At 71.5% G+C, this 15,684-nt stretch carries 13 protein-coding genes, 1 tRNA gene and 1 pseudogene; 10 read left to right on the top strand and 5 right to left on the bottom strand.

Annotated features, from left to right (window positions below; all coding sequences use genetic code 11):
* Positions 1 to 16 precede the first annotated feature (16 nt).
* Positions 17 to 1,507 carry a glycine hydroxymethyltransferase gene (locus O1G21_RS08045; protein ID WP_270142028.1) on the top strand — a complete coding sequence of 497 codons (1,491 nt, stop codon included), beginning with the start codon at positions 17 to 19 and terminating at the stop codon, positions 1,505 to 1,507.
* 88 nt (positions 1,508 to 1,595) lie between these two features.
* Here the strand turns inward: O1G21_RS08045 and O1G21_RS08040 are convergent.
* Positions 1,596 to 2,456 (bottom strand): annotated as a pseudogene (locus tag O1G21_RS08040) (aldehyde dehydrogenase family protein); the annotation flags it as partial.
* 153 nt (positions 2,457 to 2,609) lie between these two features.
* Complete coding sequence (locus O1G21_RS08035; RefSeq protein WP_270142026.1) at positions 2,610 to 3,140, bottom strand: DUF6624 domain-containing protein; 531 nt, start codon at positions 3,138 to 3,140, stop codon at positions 2,610 to 2,612.
* A gap of 386 nt (positions 3,141 to 3,526) precedes the next feature.
* Here O1G21_RS08035 and O1G21_RS08030 point away from each other — a divergent pair, with 386 nt between their 5' ends.
* Complete coding sequence (locus tag O1G21_RS08030; RefSeq protein ID WP_270142025.1) at positions 3,527 to 4,504, top strand: class I SAM-dependent methyltransferase; 978 nt, start codon at positions 3,527 to 3,529, stop codon at positions 4,502 to 4,504.
* Between the two features lie 187 nt (positions 4,505 to 4,691).
* Here O1G21_RS08030 and O1G21_RS08025 read toward each other — a convergent pair whose 3' ends face one another.
* Positions 4,692 to 6,356, bottom strand: a complete 1,665-nt coding sequence (locus tag O1G21_RS08025) for an APC family permease (RefSeq protein ID WP_270142024.1) — start codon at positions 6,354 to 6,356, stop codon at positions 4,692 to 4,694.
* A gap of 296 nt (positions 6,357 to 6,652) precedes the next feature.
* Positions 6,653 to 6,737: transfer RNA gene (locus tag O1G21_RS08020), tRNA-Leu, on the bottom strand.
* A gap of 408 nt (positions 6,738 to 7,145) precedes the next feature.
* On the opposite strand from O1G21_RS08020, the gene O1G21_RS08015 reads away from it, so the two are divergent.
* Complete coding sequence (locus O1G21_RS08015) at positions 7,146 to 7,703, top strand: ATP-binding protein (protein ID WP_270150835.1); 558 nt, start codon at positions 7,146 to 7,148, stop codon at positions 7,701 to 7,703.
* A 152-nt stretch (positions 7,704 to 7,855) separates the two neighbouring features.
* Here the strand turns inward: O1G21_RS08015 and idi are convergent, their stop codons facing one another.
* Positions 7,856 to 8,509: an isopentenyl-diphosphate Delta-isomerase gene (gene idi, locus O1G21_RS08010; RefSeq protein ID WP_270142022.1), complete on the bottom strand. Its 654-nt coding sequence runs from the start codon at positions 8,507 to 8,509 to the stop codon at positions 7,856 to 7,858.
* A gap of 484 nt (positions 8,510 to 8,993) precedes the next feature.
* On the opposite strand from idi, the gene O1G21_RS08005 reads away from it, so the two are divergent.
* The 7 genes from O1G21_RS08005 (at position 8,994) to hpnC (ending at position 15,647) form a co-directional block, all read left to right on the top strand.
* The gene (locus tag O1G21_RS08005; protein ID WP_270142021.1) at positions 8,994 to 9,749 is read left to right on the top strand and encodes a phosphocholine cytidylyltransferase family protein; all 756 of its coding nucleotides are present in this window, start codon (positions 8,994 to 8,996) and stop codon (positions 9,747 to 9,749) included.
* The gene (locus tag O1G21_RS08000; RefSeq protein WP_270142019.1) at positions 9,737 to 10,798 is read left to right on the top strand and encodes an iron-containing alcohol dehydrogenase family protein; all 1,062 of its coding nucleotides are present in this window, start codon (positions 9,737 to 9,739) and stop codon (positions 10,796 to 10,798) included. The genes O1G21_RS08005 and O1G21_RS08000 overlap by 13 nt, the downstream gene beginning before the upstream one ends.
* A 91-nt stretch (positions 10,799 to 10,889) precedes the next feature.
* Positions 10,890 to 11,627 carry a CDP-alcohol phosphatidyltransferase family protein gene (locus O1G21_RS07995; protein WP_270150833.1) on the top strand — a complete coding sequence of 246 codons (738 nt, stop codon included), beginning with the start codon at positions 10,890 to 10,892 and terminating at the stop codon, positions 11,625 to 11,627.
* Complete coding sequence (locus O1G21_RS07990) at positions 11,624 to 12,523, top strand: glycosyltransferase family 2 protein (protein WP_270142017.1); 900 nt, start codon at positions 11,624 to 11,626, stop codon at positions 12,521 to 12,523. The genes O1G21_RS07995 and O1G21_RS07990 overlap by 4 nt, the downstream gene beginning before the upstream one ends.
* Before the next feature lie 141 nt (positions 12,524 to 12,664).
* Entirely contained in the window at positions 12,665 to 13,606 is a 942-nt protein-coding gene (locus tag O1G21_RS07985; RefSeq protein WP_270142015.1) for an ABC transporter permease, read from the top strand.
* Positions 13,599 to 14,408, top strand: coding sequence for an ABC transporter ATP-binding protein (locus O1G21_RS07980; protein ID WP_270142013.1), 810 nt, complete (start codon positions 13,599 to 13,601; stop codon positions 14,406 to 14,408). Before O1G21_RS07985 ends, O1G21_RS07980 begins: the two co-directional genes overlap by 8 nt.
* Positions 14,409 to 14,699: 291 nt before the next feature.
* A complete protein-coding gene (hpnC, locus tag O1G21_RS07975; RefSeq protein WP_270142011.1) occupies positions 14,700 to 15,647 on the top strand; it encodes a squalene synthase HpnC in 948 nt (315 codons plus the stop codon).
* The last annotated feature ends 37 nt before the right edge of the window (positions 15,648 to 15,684 follow it).

Raw genomic sequence — 15,684 nt, 5'->3', positions numbered from 1 at the left:
CCACCAGGAGACCGCCATGGCCCAGCCCCAGCCCGAGCAGCCCCAACTGACCGCCGCACAGCCGCACACCGCCGCGAGCCCCGCGGCCGACACCGCCTTCCGCACCGCCCTGGACGTCGTGGCCGGCGTCGAGCCGCGGATCGCCGCCGCCATCGGGCAGGAGCTGGAGGACCAGCGTGCCTCCCTCAAGCTGATCGCCAGCGAGAACTACGCCTCCCCGGCCGTCCTGCTCGCCATGGGCAACTGGCTCAGCGACAAGTACGCCGAGGGCACCGTCGGCCGCCGCTTCTACGCCGGCTGCCGCAACGTCGACACCGTCGAGGCGCTCGCCGCCGAGCACGCCCGCGAGCTGTTCGGCGCCCAACACGCCTACGTCCAGCCGCACTCGGGCATCGACGCCAACCTCACCGCCTTCTGGGCCGTCCTCTCCCAGCGGGTCGAGAGCCCGGCCCTGGAGCGCGCCAAGGTGCGGGGCGTCAACGACCTCACCGAGCAGGACTGGGCCCAGCTGCGCCAGGAACTCGGCAACCAGCGCATGCTCGGGATGTCCCTGGACACCGGCGGCCACCTCACCCACGGCTTCCGGCCCAACATCTCGGGCAAGATGTTCGAGCAGCGCAGCTACGGCACCGACCCGGAAACCGGCCTGATCGACTACGACGCGCTGCGCGAGACCGCCCGCGAGTTCCGCCCGCTGATCCTGGTGGCCGGCTACTCCGCCTACCCGCGTCTGGTGGACTTCCGCAGGATGCGCGAGATCGCGGACGAGGTCGGCGCGACCCTCATGGTCGACATGGCGCACTTCGCCGGCCTGGTCGCGGGCAAGGTGCTGACCGGTGACCACGACCCGGTGCCGCACGCCCACATCGTCACCACCACCACCCACAAGTCCCTGCGCGGCCCGCGCGGCGGCATGGTGCTCAGCAACGCCGAGCTCGCCGAACACGTCGACCGCGGCTGCCCGTTGGTGCTCGGCGGCCCGCTCTCGCACGTCATGGCCGCCAAGGCCGTCGCCCTCGCCGAGGCCCGCCGCCCCGAGTTCCAGGCCTACGCCCGCGCCGTGGTCGACAACGCCCAGGCGCTCGCCGAGGGCCTGCTGCGCCGCGGCGGCAAGCTGGTCACCGGCGGCACCGACAACCACCTGGTGCTCGCCGACGTCTCCGGCTGCGGTCTGACGGGCCGTCAGGCGGAGGCGGCGCTGCTCGACTCGGGCATCGTCACCAACCGCAACTCCGTCCCGCAGGACCCGAACGGCGCCTGGTACACCTCGGGCGTCCGGCTGGGCACCCCGGCGCTCACCACCAGGGGCCTGGGCACCGGCGAGATGGACGAGATCGCCGCCCTGATCGACACCGTCCTGCGCGGCACCGCGCCCACCACCACCGCCAACGGCGCACCCTCCAAGGCGAACTACGCCCTCGACGAGTCCCTCCGCGACGGCATCGCCAAGCGCGCCGCCGATCTCCTCGCGCCCTTCCCGCTCTACCCGGGCGTCGACCTGGTCTGAGCCGTTCCGGCCCGGCCCGACCGCTGCCGCACCAGCGGGTCGGGCCGGGGCCGCCGAACTGCTGGGCGGCAGCCCCGGCTCAACCCCACTAGTACTGCAACGACTTGTACTGCAGGAACTCCTCCAGCCCGTGCCGGCCCAGTTCACGGCCGAGCCCGGAGTTCTTGTAACCGCCGAACGGCGCCAGCGGGTTGAAGCGCCCGCCGTTGAGGTCCACCTGGCCGGTGTCGAGCCGGCGGGCGAAGACGGCGGCGGTGTCGGTGTTCGCGGCCCAGACGCCGCCCGCCAGGCCGTAGGCCGTGCCGGTGGAACCGGTGAACGACACCACGTCCACCTCCGGATGGGCGGCGAGCGCCGCGCCCGCGACCGCGCCGGTACCCGTCACCAGGTTGAACACCCCGGCCGGGAAGCCGGCTTGGTGCACCAGCCGGGCGAACAGCCGGGCCACCAGCGGGGTGTCCTCGGCCGGCTTCAGTACCACCGGGCAGCCGGCCGCCAGCGCCGGGATGACCTTGGCCGTGATCTGGTGCAGCGGGTAGTTCCACGGCGTGATCGCCGCGACCACCCCGGCCGGCTCGGCGAGCACCACCGAGTTGCCGATCCGCTCCTCGAAGGGGTGCTCGGCCAGCAGCGTCAGGTAGGAGGTCGCCACGGTCAGCGGCAGCCCGGCGTGCACGGCCCCGGCGAAGCCGACCGGGGCGCCCAGTTCGGCGACCACGGTCGAGGTGATCTCGCCCTGGGCGGAGGCGATCCCGTCCCGCAGCCGGGTCAGCAGCTCGATCCGCTCCTCGCGGGTGGTGGCGGCCCAGCCGCGGGCCGCCCGGCGGGCCGCCGCCACGGCGGCGTCGACGTCGGCCGCCGCGCCCGCCGGGACGGTGGCGAGCACCTGCTCCGTCGCCGGGTTCAGCACGGCGATCGATCCGGAGTCCCCGGAGGGCCGCCAGGCGCCGCGGTGTACTGGTCGTCGTACTCCGCGTACTCCTGCACAGGTCGTCCTCTCAGCTGGTCAGCCGCCCGTTGACCGACGGCGCTGGTCAGATGGTCAGTCAAGGCGGCCGGCGGGTCGCGCGCAAGTGCCGATCCCGCCGCGTGGACCGGACGGTCACCTGGGAGCGAACCGCGCCGTGTACTCGTCGAACGGTTCGATCCCGACCTGCGCGCGGCGCTCGTCCAGTCGCTCCGGGTCCTCGCACGGCCACGGCACCGGGCGCCCGTCCGCCACCGCGCCGATCTGGGTGCCGTAGCGCTGCTCGCGCCCCTCGTTGACGGCGAGCCGGTCCTCCAGGAAGGCGAGGTCCCGGGCGCTCGCGGCGCCGACCGCCACCGCCTCGGCCATCAGCTCCACCGCCCGCCGCTGGACGTCCAGTTGACGGTCGGCGTGCTGGGCGACCAGCCAGGCCGCTCGGGCGGCGTCGGCGCCGACGGCCCGCTCGGTCGGCCAGCCGTGCACCGCCATGATCTCCGAAAGCCGGTCCCCGTGGCGGGCGGTGAGCCGTCGCCAGACGGCCTGTTCTGCCAGGTCGGAACTGTGCGCCAGCCGTGCGGTCGCGTTGTCCTCGACCATCATCGCCACCAACTCGGCTGCCAGGGCGCTCCCCTGGAGATCCATCCGGTCACCCCGTGCTGTCGTCATGCCGATCCGCTCCCTGCACTCCGGCCCGCCGGTGGGGCCGCCTGCGACCACGGTAGGTGCCGGAACTGCGACGAAGATCATCCGTGCGACCGGTGACGCGGAGCGGTCGATCGGGACACAATGGACGTACGCCACCCGCCAGACCGTGTTCACGTCCGGTCGCGAACCCGCGGGTTCGACGTTTCGGCAATTCGGGCTCCCGAAGCCCTCCTCATCGCCCGGGTGCCGCTGTAGATTGCAGCGAACTCCGTGGCGGGGCCTACTGTCGGTGTTGGGTCGACTCGTGTGCGGCCGGGTGATCCGGTCCGTCTCCTGGCCGGAAGGCCGCCGCCGCGCGAGATGTTGCTCAGAACCCACAGGTCATCCGTACCGCTAAGGAGCATCCCGTGACCGACACCGCCTTGCAGGGCCAATCGCGGCAGCCCGGCGTACCGGCCGTGTTGGAGGACGTCCCAGGTTGGTTCTGGGACCACGACCGGCACTCCTTCGAGTGGTTCCTGGCGCGGCAGACGAAGCGGGGCGTGACCGGCGACCTGCTGGAGATGGGCGTCTACCTCGGCCGCAGTGCGATCGTGATCGGCGAGCACCTCCAGCCCGGCGAGACCTTCACCATCTGTGACCTGTTCGACTCGGACGCACCGGACGAGGAGAACTCCGACGAGATGGACATCTCCTACCGGAAGACGCTGACCAGGTCGGCCTTCGAGGCCAACTACCTGTCCTTCCACGACGAGCTGCCGGACATCATCCAGGCCCCGACCTCCGTGCTGGCGGGCGGGCGGATCCCGGCCGGGGCGTACCGCTTCATCCACATCGACGCCTCGCACCTCTACGAGCACGTGGTGGGCGACCTCCAGGTGGCCCGGGTCGCCCTGCAGGACCAGGGCGTCGTGGTGCTGGACGACTACCGCGCCCAGCACACCCCCGGGGTAGCGGCCGCGACTTGGGAGGCGGTGTTCAACCACGGCCTCAAGCCGATCATGCTCACCGAGTGCAAGTTCTACGGCACCTGGGGCGACCCGGAGCCGTTCCAGCGCGACCTGCTGGACCGGCTGGACCTCGCGTCCGGCTGCGAGCTCAGCACCGAGACCCTGAACGGCCGGCAGCTGCTGCGGATGACCGGCAGCTCGGAGGGCATCCGGCCGTTCCGCGGCTCCCGCCACGCGCGGCGCCCCAGCGAGGAACAGCCGGAGCCCTCCCGCGCCGCGCTCCGCGTGGCCCAGGACGAGGCCGCGCTCGACCTCGCCGTCCGCCGCGCCCGCGCCGCCGAGGCGCGCCGCCCGGTCAACGTCGCCAAGCGCGCCGCCAGGGACCTCCTCCCGCCGGTCGTCACCTCCGCCATCCGCCGCGCCCGCCGCGGCTGATCGGGCCGGCGAACAGCTGACAGCCGACAGCCGACAGCGAACAGCCGACAGCGAACAGACGACAACGAACGGCCGACAGCGAACAGCAAACAGATGACAGCGAACGGATGACAGATTTCAGACTCTGTCACTTGAACGCCGAAGGGCCGGTCGGAAGCCCGACCGGCCCTTCCAAGCGCGTACCCGCTCAGACCCGCGAAGCCTCCGCGGCCTCGGCGGTCCCAGCCCCAGCCCCGGCCAGGGCCTCGGCGTCGGCCGCCAGCTCGTCGCGCACCTCGGCCAGCGAGGGGTTGGCCCAGGCGCTGGCGACGCCCCAGTAGTAGAACGCCAGCCCGATCCCGGCCACGATCAGCAGGTCCCAGCCCTCCGGCAGGTAGGCATGGCCGCCGAAGTCGGAGCTGCCGGCCCAGGAGATTCCGGCCATCACGAACAGGTAGGCGACCATCCAGGCGCCCGCCTTCAGATGCGGCTTCAGCTCGGCGAACGGCTTGCGCAGCTCGTACCAGGCCCAGATCGGCAGGCCGGCGGCCATCAGCAGGATGACCTTGCCGGTGAGCGGCCACTTGGCCCAGTACAGCACGAGCGAGCCGAACACCATGGCGATCGGCGCGATCACCGGCATGGCACGCAGTCGCACCGGCCGCGGCAGGTCCGGAGCGAGGCGGCGCAGCGCCATCACGGCGACCGGGCCGGTGATGTACGAGATCACGGTGGCGACCGAGACGATCTCGGCCAGCGAGCCCCAGCCGCGGAAGACCGCGAGGAACAGGAAAGCGATCACGAGGTTGAGCACCAGCGCCGGACGCGGGATGCCGGTCCTGGGGTCGACCTTGCCGAAGATCTTCGGCAGGTGGCCGTTCTCCTGCACGCCGTGGATCATGCGCGAGGTGGTGGCGGCGTAGATCATGCCGGTGCCGGACGGCGAGACGAACGCGTCCGCGTACAGCAGCATGGCGAGCCAGTTGAGGCCCCAGGCCATCGCGAGGTCGGCCAGCGGCGAGGTGTAGCCGAGGCCGCCCCAGCCCTTGGCCAGGCCGTCGTCCGGAACGGCGCCCAGGAAGGCGATTTGCAGCGCGATGTAGATCACGAGCGCGATCAGGATCGAGCTGATCACGGCCTTCGGCAGCGACTTGCCGGGGTTGCGGGCCTCGCCGGCCAGGTTGAGCGGCGACTGGAAGCCGTTGAACGCCCAGACGATGCCGGAGGTCGCCACGGCGGTGAACACCGCGCTCCAGCCGTTCGGCGCGAAGCCGCCGTGGTTGGTGAAGTGCGAGGTGTCGAAGTGCGCGAAGAGCAGCGCGCCGGCGGTCAGCGTCGGCACGACGACCTTGAAGACGGTGATCGCCGTGTTGGTCTTGGCGAACAGCGTGATGGCGAACCAGTTCAGCGCGAAGTACACGAGGAGCAGGACGCTCGCGAGTGCGACGCCGCTGGTGCTCAGCTCCTTGCCGTCGTACAGGGCCTTGGCCCAGCCGTAGTGCCAGGAGCTCATGTACTGGACGGACGCGGTGGCCTCGCCCGGGATGACCGAGACGATGGCGATCCAGTTGGCCCAGGCGGCCAGGTAGCCGGCCAGCGAGCCGTGCGAGTACTGGCCGTACCGGACCATGCCGCCGGCCTTGGGGAACATCGACCCCAGCTCGCTGTACGTGAGGGCGATGGTCAGCGCCACGGCGGCGCCGATCACCCAGGCGAGGATCGAGGCGGGCCCGGCCAGCTTGGCCGCCCGCTCGGCGCCGAACAGCCAGCCGGAACCGATGATCGATCCCAGCCCGACCGCGGTCAGGCTGATCGTTCCGAGCGATCGGCGGTAGTTCTGGTGTGATGCCGTCAACGAGTCGGGCTCACTCAACGTATCGGTCCTCTCGCTCGGAGTTCAGCGGATGGTGTCGGTGCTTTTACGGTTTTGAGTCGGTATTCCGGACAAACCCCAGCAGCCTATGGTTCGAAAAGGGGCGAATACCTCAGAGGAAGCTCAAACTGCCCGATCGTTGCCATCTCGTGTCCGGCTTTCGGACGGCTGGACCCGCCGAACGAGACCGACGCCACACCGCCGGGGGCAATGGATCAAGAGGAGGGGCCGGCACCTGGCCGGGAAAAGGAAATTCCCCGTGGCTTCCTTTCGGATTCCACGGGGAATTTCGACTGTGTCCGAGGGGGGACTTGAACCCCCACGCCCGATAAAGGGCACTAGCACCTCAAGCTAGCGCGTCTGCCATTCCGCCACCCGGACGGGGTGTGTGCTCCGGGGGTTTTTCTCTCGCCCCCTCGGCGACAGAGAGAACATTACCAGGGTTCTGGAGTGCTTCTCACCTGCGTTTCCTCGGCCGCGGTCCACGGCCCGCCCCACGCGCCGTCCGCAGCCCGCCCCGCAGCCCGCCCCCGGTGGGGACGCCCGGCCTGGCCGGACTGGCTGGAACGCCTCGCGAGGGCGCTCGAACCCCGGCCGAAGCGGTGGCGAGCGCGAAGCAAACGATCGGTTCCGCCCGCGCCCACGATCGGAACCGATCTGAACCGATCCGACACGGGCAACTTGTCGACGGTGGCGCGGTCGCACCGACCGCTCTCCTAGCCTCTGTGGACCGAGGGCGCCATGAGCGGATCGCCTGATTCCCGGGTCGCGGACGAAGGGCGGCTGGACGTGGAGCAGATCAGCGGGTCGGCGAAGGCCGAGCCGAGACCCGGCAGCCGGTCGGACGGACGGTCGGACGGTCGGCCAGTCGGGCGGCCGGGCGGGCAACCCGGCGGGCGGTCGGCCGCCGACGGCCCCGGCGAGGGCGTGTGGCACTTCCGGGTGCCCGCCGTCGAGGCCTCCGTGCCCCGCACCCGCCACGCGGTGCGCGACCGCCTGCTGGCCCAGGGCATGACCGGGGTGCGCTACCAGGAACTGGTGGACGACGTGCTGCTGATCGTCTCCGAGCTGGTCGGCAACGCGGTGCGGCACGCGGCCGAGCTGTCACCCGAGGTGACCACCGAGCTGTCGGTGCGCCGGGGCTGGGTGCGGATCTCGGTCGAGGACGGCGACCCGTACCGGCCGAAGGCCCTGGAGAGCGACACCGGCCGCACCGGCGGGCGCGGCCTGCTGCTGGTGAAGAGCGTCACCCTGCAGGCCGGCGGGGTGTGCGACGTCGAGCACACGGGGGAGGGCGGCAAGGTCATCTGGGCCTCGCTGCCCGTCCCCCCGGAGCCCGGCCCCTGACGGCCGATCCCGCGAAGGCGACGACCCCCACGAGAACGACCGCCCGCCCCAGGGCGGCCACCCCCACGAGGGCGCCCGCCCCCAGGAGAACGCCCCCTCGCACGAAGGCGGCCGCCCCCGAGAGGACGACCGCCCGCACGAAGGCGCGACCGCTACCAGTCCCGCCCGGCGATCTCCCGGATCCCCGGCAGCGCCGCCTCGAAGACCGTCTCGAACCAGACCGAGAACGGCCGCTCCGTCCGCAGCTCGCGCAGCTCCTGCGCGGTCACGAAGGCGAAGTCGTCCACCTCCTCCGGGTCCGGCTCGACCGGCGCGGTGACCAGCCCGACGAACAGGTGGTTCCACTCCCGCTCGATCAGCCCGGAGGCCTCGTCCGGCAGGTCGTAGCGGACCGTCCCCGCCTCGCAGAGCAGCGCCGGCGCGACGCCCAGCTCCTCGGCGGTGCGCCGGGCGGCGGCGACGAACGGCGGCTCGTCCGGGTACGGGTGCCCGCAGCAGGTGTTCGACCAGACGCCGGGGGAGTGGTACTTCCCGAGCGCCCGGCGCTGCAGCAGCAGCCGGCCCTGGCGGTCGAAGAGGAACACCGAGAAGGCCCGGTGCAGCCGGCCCGGCTGCTGGTGGGCCCAGAGCTTCTCGGCGGTGCCGATCGTGACGCCCGCGTCGTCGACCAGCTCCAGCAGGATCTCGGCACCCGCGGAGGCGGCGGCGGAGGCCCGTGGGTCGACCGTCACGTCGGTCTCCACGTCGAGACCGGTGTCGATCTCGGCGGCGAAGTGCGTCGGTTCGGTCGGCGGACTCTGGGGCATGGGGCCTCTTTCAGGAACGGGAGCAACGGAAGCATCGGGTGCGTCCTGTGCACCGGGTGGAGTGCACGGAACACAGCGGGGGCACCGGCGCCGGCGTCGGGCTCCAGTCTGCCGTATGGGTGGCGGTCGGAACGGGTCCCACGCACAACCGGGCGGATCATGACCCGGGGGAGCCCCGATCCGGACACGGAAGGGTCCGGGAAGCCCCCGAAAGGGTCATTGGACCCGCAGGCCAGTTCGAGATCCGTTCCCACCCCGTTCGATCACGGCTCCTCCACCCAGCCGTCACCGCACCGCCTCCGACCGCGTTCGGGCGGATCGTCCGGGTCGCCTACCATCACATACGACACGCTGCCCGGATCTGTGCCGGTCCGGCGCGCCGCCGCCGGGCCCGGCCGAACGCCGGTCCGGAGCGCTCAGCGCCGCCGTACCCGTCGGCACATCCCGCGCACCGCACGACGCACGACGGATCAGGAGACCCCGCATGATCGGCCTCGTTCTGGCAGCCGGCGCCGGCCGCCGGCTGCGCCCGTACACCGACACCCTGCCCAAGGCGCTGGTGCCGGTCGACGGGGAGCGGACCGTCCTGGACCTCACCCTCGGCAACTTCGCCGAGGTCGGCCTGCGCGAGGCGGCGATCGTCGTCGGCTACCGCAAGGAGGCGGTGTACGACCGCAAGGACGCCCTGGAGAGCGAGTACGGCGTCAAGCTCCACCTGGTCGAGAACGACAAGGCCGAGGAGTGGAACAACGCGTACTCGCTCTGGTGCGCCCGCGAGCTGTTCTCCGAGGGCCTGCTGCTGGCCAACGGCGACACCGTGCACCCGGCCTCGGTGCAGCGCACCATGCTGGAGGGCAACCGGCAGCTCACCGAGGCCGGCCGGGCCCCCGGCATCCTGCTCGCCCTCGACACGGTGAAGAAGCTCGCCGACGAGGAGATGAAGGTCGTCGTCGACCCGGCCGCCGGCATGCGCCGGATCACCAAGCTGATGGACCCGGCCGAGGCGACCGGCGAGTACATCGGCGTCACCGTGATCAACCCCGCCGCCGCGGCCGACCTGACGGACGCGCTGCGCGCCACCTACGAGCGCGACCCCCAGCTGTACTACGAGGACGGCTACCAGGAGATGGTCGACCGCGGCCTGCGGATCGACGTGCAGCCGATCGGCGAGGTGTCCTGGGTCGAGGTCGACAACCACGACGACCTGGCGAAGGCGCGGGAGATCGCGTGCCAGTACTGACCCGACTGGTCCCGTCGCCGCTGTTCGCCGAGATCCGCCCGGGCGCGCTGGACGCGCTCGGCGGCATCCTGGCGGACCAGCGGCTGTCCGCGTCGGGCCGGATCGCGGTGGCGATCAGCAACGGCTCCGGTGCCGCGATGCGCGAGCGCCTGGAGCCGGCCCTGCCCGGCGCCGACTGGTACAGCGTGGACGACGGCAGCCTCGACAGCGCGGTGCGCTTCGCCGAGGAGATGCGCGGCAAGCACTACGACGCGGTGGTCGGCCTCGGCGGCGGCAAGATCATCGACGCCGCCAAGTACGCCGCCGCCCGGGTCGGCCTGCCGGTGGTCGCGGTTGCCACCAACCTGGCCCACGACGGCATCTGCTCGCCGGTCTCCACCCTCGACAACGACGCCGGCCGGGGCTCCTACGGGGTGCCCAGCCCGATCGGCATCATCGTCGACCTGGACGTGATCCGGCAGGCCCCGCAGCGCTTCGTGGCGGCCGGGATAGGCGACGTGATCTCCAACATCTCGGCCTGCGCGGACTGGGAGTTGTCCCACGCCGTCACCGGCGAACCGGTGGACGGACTGGCCGTGGCGATGGCCCGCTCGGCGGGCGAGAACCTGCTGCGGCACCCGGGCAGCACCCAGGACCAGGACCTCCTGACGGCCCTCGCGGAAGCCCTGGTACTGTCCGGCATCGCGATGAACATCGCGGGCAGTTCCCGGCCCTCCTCGGGTGCCTGCCACGAGATCTGCCATGCCCTGGACGTGATGTACCCCAAGCGTTCCGCCCAGCACGGCGAACAGGTGGGCCTCGGCGCCGCCTTCGCCAGTTTCCTGCGGGGCGAGCGCGAGCTGACCGGCCTGATCGTGGAGCGCCTGGCGCGCCACGGACTGCCGGTGACCGCAGCTCAAATCGGCTTCACCGAAGCGGAGTTCACCGAAGCGGTGCACTACGCTCCGAACACCCGCCCGGGCCGCTACACCATCCTGGAACACCTCGACCTCTCCCCTTCCGCAATCAGGGACGCGTACGCCGACTATGTCCAAGCCGTCAACAGCTGACCCCTCCACCGCGGGCGCCGAGCGGCCCCCGGTCGACCTGACCCGCCGGCCCTCGATCGAGGAACTGCGCGCGGTGATCCACCCGGAGGGCATGCTCCAGCGCCGCAGCGCCGAGCACTGGGCCGGGCGCCTGTACATGCGGAGGATCTCGCTGCGGATCACCCGCGTGCTGTCCACCATCACGGCGATCACGCCCAACGGCCTGACCTACCTGATGATGTTCACCGGCATCCTGGCCGGCGTCGCGCTGGTCCTGCCGGGCATCACCGGCGCGGTCCTGGGCGCCCTGCTGATCCAGGTCTACCTGCTGCTGGACTGCGTGGACGGCGAGGTGGCCCGCTGGCGGCGGCAGACCTCGCTCACCGGCGTCTACCTGGACCGGGTCGGCCACTACATGTCCGAGGCGGCCCTGCTGACCGGCCTCGGCCTGCGCGCCACCGACCTGCTGCACCGCGAGGGCCACGGCTCCCACTGGGAGTGGGCGTTCCTGGGCACGCTGGCCGCGCTCGGCGCGATCCTGATCAAGTCCGAGACGGACCTGGTGGACGTGGCCCGGGCCCGCAGCGGCATGACGGCGGTCGAGGACAGCGCCTCGGTGCCGCGCTCCTCCTCGGTGGCCAAGGCCCGCCGGGCGGCCTCCTTCCTGAAGTTCCACCGCCTGGTCGGCGCGGTCGAGGCCTCGCTGTTCATCCTGGCGGCCGGGATCGGCGACGCCGTGCACGGCGGGCTGTTCCTCACCCGGCTCGCGGTCGTGGTGCTGGCGGCGATCGCCATGCTGCAGACCGTGCTGCACCTGCTGAGCATCGTCCTGTCGAGCAGGCTGCGATGAGTGCTCCCTCCACCGCGGAGAGCTTCCGCCTCGGCGTCGTCATCATCACCATGGGCAACCGGCCCGCCGAGCTCAACGCCCTGATCGAGTCCGTCCGCGCCCAGGAGGGCCCGGCGGTCGAGTTCGCCGTGGTCGGCCAGGGCGTCAAGCTGCCCCCGCTGCCGGAGGGCGTGCGCACCGTCGAGCTGCCGGAGAACCTCGGCATCCCGGGCGGGCGCAACGTCGGCATCGAGCTGTTCGGGCCGCACGGCCGGGAGGTGGACGCCGTCCTCTTCCTGGACGACGACGGCCTGCTGCCCCGCACCGACTCGGCCCGCCTGCTGCGCGAGGCCTTCACCGCCGATCCGGAGCTGGGCATCGTGTCCTTCCGGATCGAGGACCCGGACACCGGCGTCACCCAGCGCCGGCACGTCCCCCGGCTGCGCGCCAGCGACCCGCTGCGCTCCTCCCGGGTGACCACCTTCCTGGGCGGCGCGAGCGCCGTGCGCTGCAAGGTGTTCGAGCAGGCCGGTCAGCTGCCCGCCGAGTTCTTCTACGCCCACGAGGAGACCGACCTCGCGTGGCGCGCCCTGGACGCCGGCTGGGCGATCGACTACCGGGCGGACGTGGTGCTGCACCACCCCGCCACCTCGCCGGCCCGGCACGCCGCCTACTTCCACAACGTGGCCCGAAACAGGGTCTGGCTCGCGAGGCGGAACCTTCCGGCCCCGTTGGTGCCTCTCTACCTGGGAACCTGGTTTCTGCTGACCCTGGCCCGACGCCCCTCCGCGGAGGGGCTGAAGGCCTGGCTGGGCGGATTCCGGGCGGGCTTCCGCGAACCCTGCGGTCCGCGGCGGCCCATGCGATGGCGTACCGTCTGGCGACTGACCAGGATGGGCCGACCTCCGATCATCTGATTGGATCGAGCGATCGATCGCCGCGGCCGGTGACCACACACCGGCCGGAACCCCCCGTGATCCCAGTGGATCCCCATCGGCGCAAGGCCGGCGGACCCCCGCCGACCGGCCGCCCCGACCGATCCCGCGCGAAGGACGAATGTGTCGACAGTGAGTGAACCCGTCAGCCTCTCAGCCCCTACGGGGGCGGACGCGGGCCTGACCCCCAAGCAGCTTGCGGACAAGTACGGTCTGTCGGTGAGCGGCGCCCGCCCCGGCCTGTTCGCCTACACCAAGCAGCTCTGGGCCCGCCGCCACTTCATCTGGGCCTTCGCCACCGCCCGCCTGGTGGCCCAGTACACCGACGCCAAGCTGGGCCAGCTCTGGCAGGTCGTGACCCCGCTGCTCAACTGCGGTGTGTTCTACCTGGTCTTCGGCGTGATCCTGGCGAACAAGCAGGGCTTCCCCGGTCACACCTACATCTCCTGGCTGTGCATCGGCGTCTTCGTCTTCCAGTTCACCCAGAACGCGGTGCAGTCCGGCACCCGGGCGATCTCCGACAACCTCGGCCTGATCCGCGCGCTGCACTTCCCGCGCGCCAGCCTGCCGATCGCCTTCACCGTGATCCAGCTCCAGCAGCTGCTGATCTCGATGGTGGTGCTGGTCGTCACCGTGCTGGCGGGCGGCATCAAGCCGGGCAAGACCTGGCTGCTGATCATCCCGGCACTGCTCCTGCAGACGCTGTTCAACACCGGCATCTCGCTGATCTTCGCCCGGATCGGCTCCAAGACCAGTGACATCTCCCAGCTGATCCCGTTCGTGATGCGGGCCTGGATGTTCCTGTCCGGCGTGATGTTCAGCATCCAGGACAAGATCCAGACCTGGCCGCACTACATCCAGACGATCATGGCCCTCAACCCGGCCTCCGTCTACATGGACCTGCTGCGGCACGCCTTCGCGCCGATCATCTACAACAAGCACCAGGCCGTCCACCAGACCATTCCGCCGCACCAGTGGGCGTACGGCATCGGCTGGGCGATCGGCATGTTCGTCATCGGATACGTCTTCTTCTGGAAGGCCGAGGAGGAGTACGGCCGTGGCTGACACCGACCTGAGCAAGCGCGACGCCGTCCCGGCCACGAGCGTGGCCCGCGAGCCCACCGTCGTCGTCGACGACGTGCACATCGTCTACCGGGTGCACGGCGCCGGCTCCGGCAAGGGCAGCGCCACCTCGGCGATGAGCCGCATCCTCAGCCGCAAGCGCGGCGCCGGCGTGCGCGAGGTGCACGCGGTCAAGGGCATCAGCTTCACCGCGTACAAGGGCGAGGCGATCGGCCTGATCGGCTCCAACGGCTCCGGCAAGTCGACCATGCTGGCCGCCATCGCGGGCCTGCTGCCGACCGAGAAGGGCGGCATCTACACCAACGGCCAGCCCTCGCTGCTGGGCGTCAACGCGGCCCTGATGAACGAGCTCACCGGTGAGCGCAACGTCATCCTGGGCTGCCTGGCGATGGGCATGACCCCGGCCCAGGTGAAGGAGCGCTACCAGGAGATCGTCGACTTCTCCGGCATCAACGACAAGGGCGACTTCATCTCCCTGCCGATGCGCACCTACTCCTCCGGCATGGGCGCCCGGCTGCGCTTCTCGATCGCCGCCGCCAAGACCCACGACGTGCTGCTGATCGACGAGGCCCTGGCCACCGGTGACCAGGCCTTCCAGCAGCGCAGCAAGAAGCGCATCGACGAGCTGCGCGGCTCCGCCGGTACGGTCTTCCTGGTCAGCCACGACAACAACTCGATCCGCGAGGTCTGCGAGCGGACCATCTGGATCGAGGCCGGCGAGCTGGTCATGGACGGCCCGACCGAGGAGGTCGTCGGCCGTTACGAGCGCGGCGAGCGCCCGTAAACCCCTCGCACCCGAAGGGCCGGCCCCGGAACGCCTCCGGAGCCGGCCCCTCGACGTTCGGCCCGCCGGTACGCTTGGCCGGCCTCCGCCGCGGGGGTGAGCGCCACCGTGCGCCGGGCGGGGCGCTCTTCTCGGGCGCGGCGCGTGGTGTCAGGCTGGGGGCGCGGGGGTGGTGTGCCGTAGGTGACGCCCGCGCTCGGACGCGTGTCCGAGTCGGACCGGTGATGCCCAGCGGTGTAGAACGGGGGAGTGACTGCAGTGTCGGCTTCGGCCCAGCCCAGAGATACGCCGGTGAACCCCGTCGCGGGACAGACCCTGGAGAAGGCGGGTGCCGAGAACTTCCCGGTCGCCCCCTTCTTCCTGCCCGCGGCCTGGCGCGACGACCTGATGGCGGTCTACGGCTTCGCCCGGCTGGTCGACGACGCCGGCGACGGAGACCTGGCCGACCCGGCCGCCACCGCCGCCCTGCTCGGGGTCGAGCAGCGGCCCCCCGCCACCCCTTCGGCCCAGTCCGGCCCGCCGAGCCCCGAGGAGGCCTCCTTCCGGCTCGCCCTGCTCGACGGACTGGAGCGCGACCTCGACCGGGCGTTCGAGACGGCCCTGCGTCCGGCCGACGCCGAGCGGCCCCGCCACCCGCTGATGCGCGCGCTCGTCCCGCTGGTCGACCGGCACGGCCTGACCCCCGAGCCGTTCCGCCGTCTGATCGAGGCCAACCGGGTGGACCAGACCACCACCCGCTACGCCGGCTACGACGACCTGGTCGGCTACTGCACCCTCTCCGCCGACCCGGTCGGCCGCCTGGTGCTGGCCATCGCGGGCGTCTCCACCCCCGAGCGGATCGCCCTCTCCGACGCGATCTGCACCGCCCTCCAGGTGGTCGAACACCTGCAGGACGTGGCCGAGGACCTGTCCCGCGGCCGGATCTACCTCCCCACCGAGGACCTCGAACGCTTCGGCGTCACCGAGGAGGAGCTCGCCGCTTCCAGCGCGACCGGAGCCGTCCGGGAACTGATCGCCTTCGAGGCCGAACGGGCCCGCACCCTGCTCGACCGCGGCGCACCATTGGTAGGTACGGTTCGGGGGAGGCTTCGACTGCTCCTGGCGGGATTCACCGCAGGCGGCTACGCGGCCCTGGCGGCCATCGAGGACGCCGGGTACGACGTGCTCGCCCGGCAGGCGAAGCCGGACAAGCGCCGCCTCGCAGTGAAGGCGGCGGCCATCTTCGCGAAGGGAAGGTGAACGCCCGAGTGGCGGCATCACCACTGGCGTCGGCCCA

The sequence above is a fragment of the Kitasatospora cathayae genome (assembly GCF_027627435.1).
GTDB classification, from domain to species: Bacteria; Actinomycetota; Actinomycetes; order Streptomycetales; family Streptomycetaceae; genus Kitasatospora; species Kitasatospora cathayae.
This window is presented reverse-complemented; position numbering and strand designations above follow the sequence as displayed.